This is a genomic window from Streptomyces sp. NPDC055400 (assembly GCF_053644375.1).
The window spans coordinates 1-3,775 of the sequence record NZ_JBSHLM010000040.1; the positions used below are offsets into that span (position 1 = coordinate 1).

At 73.7% G+C, this 3,775-nt stretch carries 1 protein-coding gene; it reads right to left on the minus strand.

What is annotated here, in order from left to right:
• A partial coding sequence (locus ACWIGU_RS44760; protein ID WP_454407697.1) for a beta-ketoacyl synthase N-terminal-like domain-containing protein occupies positions 1–3,775 on the minus strand: 3,775 nt, incomplete at both ends.

Sequence of the window (3,775 nt, forward strand, 5' to 3'; positions counted from 1 at the left end):
TTGATGATCCCGCCGACCCCGGCGGCTGCCTGGGTGTGCCCGATGTTCGACTTCAATGAGCCCAGCCACAACGGTTGTTCGGCAGGACGGTCCTGCCCGTACGTGGCAAGCAGCGCCTGCGCCTCGATCGGGTCGCCCAGCGTCGTGCCCGTCCCGTGGGCCTCCATGGCGTCCACATCCGCCGTGGTGAGTCCGGCGTCGTCGAGGGCCTGGCGGATGACCCGCTGCTGCGAGGGTCCGTTGGGTGCGGTGAGGCCGTTGCTCGCACCGTCCTGGTTGGTGGCTGTGCCCCGGACGAGGGCGAGCACTTCGTGGCCGTTGCGGCGGGCGTCCGACAGCCGCTCGACCAGGAGCAGCCCCACCCCCTCGCCGAAGGCCGTACCGTCCGCACCGGCCGCGAAGGCCTTGCAGCGGGCGTCCGGGGCCAGGCCGCGCTGCCTGCTGAAACCGATGAAGATGTCGGGGTTGGCGAGGACTGTCGCTCCGCCCGCGAGTGCGAGATCGCACTCGCCCCGGCGCAGCGACTGCACGGCCAGATGCAGCGCGACCAGAGACGACGAGCACGCCGTGTCGACGGTCACCGCCGGGCCTTCGAGCCCGAGGGTGTAGGCGATCCGCCCCGAGGCGATGCTGCCCGCACTGCCGATGCCCAGATACCCCTCCATGTCTGCGGGGAGCTGCACCCGGGACCCGTAGTCCGTGTAGACGACCCCCGCGAACACCCCGGTCCGCGAGCCGCGCAGCGACGTCGGGTCGATACCGGCCCGCTCGAAGGCCTCCCAGGCGCTCTCCAGCAGCAGCCGCTGCTGCGGGTCCATGCTCGTCGCCTCACGCGGGCTGATCCCGAAGAATCCGGGGTCGAACTGGTCAGCGTCGTGCAGGAACCCGCCCTCCCGGGCGTACGACGTCCCCGCGTGCGCCGGATCCGGATCGAACAGCCGGTCCAGGTCCCAGCCCCGGTTGGTGGGGAACGGCGAGATGACATCGCTCTCCGAAGCCACCACCTGCCACAGGTCCTCCGGTGTGCGCACCCCGCCGGGGTAGCGGCAGGCCATCGACACGATCGCGATGGGTTCACCGTCCTGCACCGGGGTGCGTCCGGCGGGCACCACCGTGTCGGTGCCCGCACCGTCGCCCAGCAACTGGTCCCGCAGATGAGCGGCGAGCGCCGCCGGCGAGGGGTGGTCGAAGACGAGAGTGGCGGGCAGTCGCAGCCCCGTCGCCGTGTTGAGCCGGTTGCGCAGCTCCACGGCCGTCAGGGAGTCGAAGCCGAGGTCCTTGAACGCGCGAGTCGCGTCGACGGTGTCCCCGGCGGAGTGCCTCAGCACCCCGGCCACTTGTTCCCCCACCAACTCGCCGAGCAGCCGCAGCTGTTCAGGCCCGGAAAGCCCCACCAGGGCCGAGACGAGCGTGCCCGCCGCGGCGGCGTCCGCACCGGCGGCGGCGCGGACCGTGCGGACCAGCGAACGCAGCACCGGGGACAGCAGACCGGTGCCGGCCTGTGCACCCAGGGCCGCCCGGTCCAGACGTGCGGCGAGCAGGGTGGGCCGGCCAGCTGAGCGAAGTGCGAGCTCCAGTCCGGCGGTCACCTGGTCCTCGTCGAAGCGGACCAGCCCGTGGAAGGCGGAGTCCGGCACGGAGTTTCGGGGACCCCAGGAGAGCGAGACGCCCGGCAGTCCGAGCGAGACCCGGTGCTCGGCGAGGGCGTCGAGGTACGTGCCGACGGCGGCGGTGCTCGCGCGGCCGGTGCCACCGAGCGCCGACGACGCGTCGGGTGCGAGCAGCACGAAGACGCCCAGGTCGAGACCGAGGGTGAGCTCGTGGAGATTCCAGGCCGCCGCACCGGCGGAACGCAGCCCGGCGCCGAACTCCTCGGGTGCGGTGGAGAGCAGGACCGCGCGGTCGGGTGCGGTCGGTGCGTGGAAGACGGCGCCCACCGGATGCGCGGGCGGCAGCGCGGCCAGCGCCCCGGCGAGGAAGTCGCGGTCGGCCGCGTCACCGTCCGCCACCATGACCTGCGCGCCCAGACCGGTCAGCCGGTCCGCAAGCCCCGCGTCGGGGGACAGCAGGAGAAGGTGGCGGGCGCCCAGAGCGGTGACGGTGTGGACGGCCGCTGCTGCGGCGAGGTCGCCGACGCCGGAGACGACGACCGTCGAGTCCTCGGGCAGGACGGGCAGTTCACCGGCGTCCTGCGGTACGGACGCGATGAGCCTCGGAACCCGTATACCGCCGTTGCGCAGGGCCAGTTGCGGTTCCCCGCCAGCGAGAGCCGCGGGCAGTGCGCTCAGCGACGCGGGTTCGGCGTCGAGGTCCACGAGGGTGATCCGCCCCGGGTTCTCCGACTGGGCCGCCCGGATCAGGCCCCAGACGGGAGAAGGGACCAGGTCCTGCACATCGTCGGGTCCGGTGGTGACGGCGTGGTGGGTGAGGACCGCCAGCTGGGTGGCGCTGTTCGCCTCGTCGGCGGTCCAGGTCTGGAGTGCGGGCAGCAGTTCGCTCGCGGACGACGCGTGCAGCAGGACGAGGCCGGGGGCCGCGTCCTCGGCGGGTGCCGGCTCGTACGGGACATGGACGGTGTCGCCGAAGGCGTCCCGCAGCTCGGCCGCGGGTTCGGCGGACGAGGTCCAGCTCGTGTACGGCAGCGGATGGCTGTCGCCCGGTGCGGGCACCGCCGTCCAGTCGGTGCCGAGAAGCCAGTCGTGGCGGACCTGGTCCGCCCGGTCCAGGACCCCGGCGGGCAGCGGCCGCAGGACGACCGAGTCGACGGAGGCGACCGGGGCGCCGGTTGGATCAGCGAGCAGGACGGCGAAACCGTCGCCGCGTCGGGAGACGCGGACCCGCAGGCCGCCCGCGCCCACCGCGTACAGGCTCACGCCCCGCCAGACGGCGGGTTCGAGCACCTCGTCGCCCTGCGAGAGCAGGGCCTGCACCGCCGCCGTGAGGAGGGCCGGATGCAGTCCGTACCGTCCGGCGTCGGCCGCGACCCCCTCCGGTGCGGACACCTCGGCGTACAGCTCGTCGCCCTGACGCCACAGCCGGGCGAGCCCCTGGAGCGCGGGGCCGAGCTCGTGGCCCAGCGCGACCAGCCGCTCGTACACCTCGCCGGCGTCGACGGCGGTCGCCCCGGCGGGGGGCCAGGACGTCAGCGGCTCGGGGGCGGAGTCGGCGACCGGCTCGGGAGTGCCGAGCAGACCCGTGACGTGGCTGGTCCAGGCGCGGTGCAGCGCGTTGTCGTCGTCCGCGTCGTCGTACGCACGCGTGTGCAGGGTCAGATCGCGCCGGCCGTCGCCGCGCGGGGGCCCGGCCGTCACCTGCACGTCCACGCCGCCGGTGGCCGGGAACACCACCGGAGTGTCGAGCGTCAGCTCGGCCACCGGCAGGTCGCCCAGCAACCTGCCCGCCTCCAGGGCCAGTTCGAGGGCCGCCGCAGCCGGCAGGACCGCCGTTCCCTCGATGGCGTGGTCGGCGAGCCAGGGGTGGGTGCGCAGCGAGATCCGGCCGGTGAGCAGCAGCGCGTCGCCCTGGGCGAGCGTGGTCGCGGCTGTCAGCAGGGGGTGCTGCGTCGTGTGCAGCCCGAGGCTCTCCGGGTCCCCGTCGGTCGCCGCGTCCTCCAGCCAGTAACTCCGGTGCTGGAACGGGTACGTCGGCAGGTCGTGCGGGACTTCCGTGCTCTCCGGGACGGCCGGTGTCCAGTCGACGGGGATGCCGTGGGTGTGGAGGTGGGCGAGGGAGAGGTGGAAGCGGTGGAGGGTGCCTTGGTTGCGGCGGAGGGTGC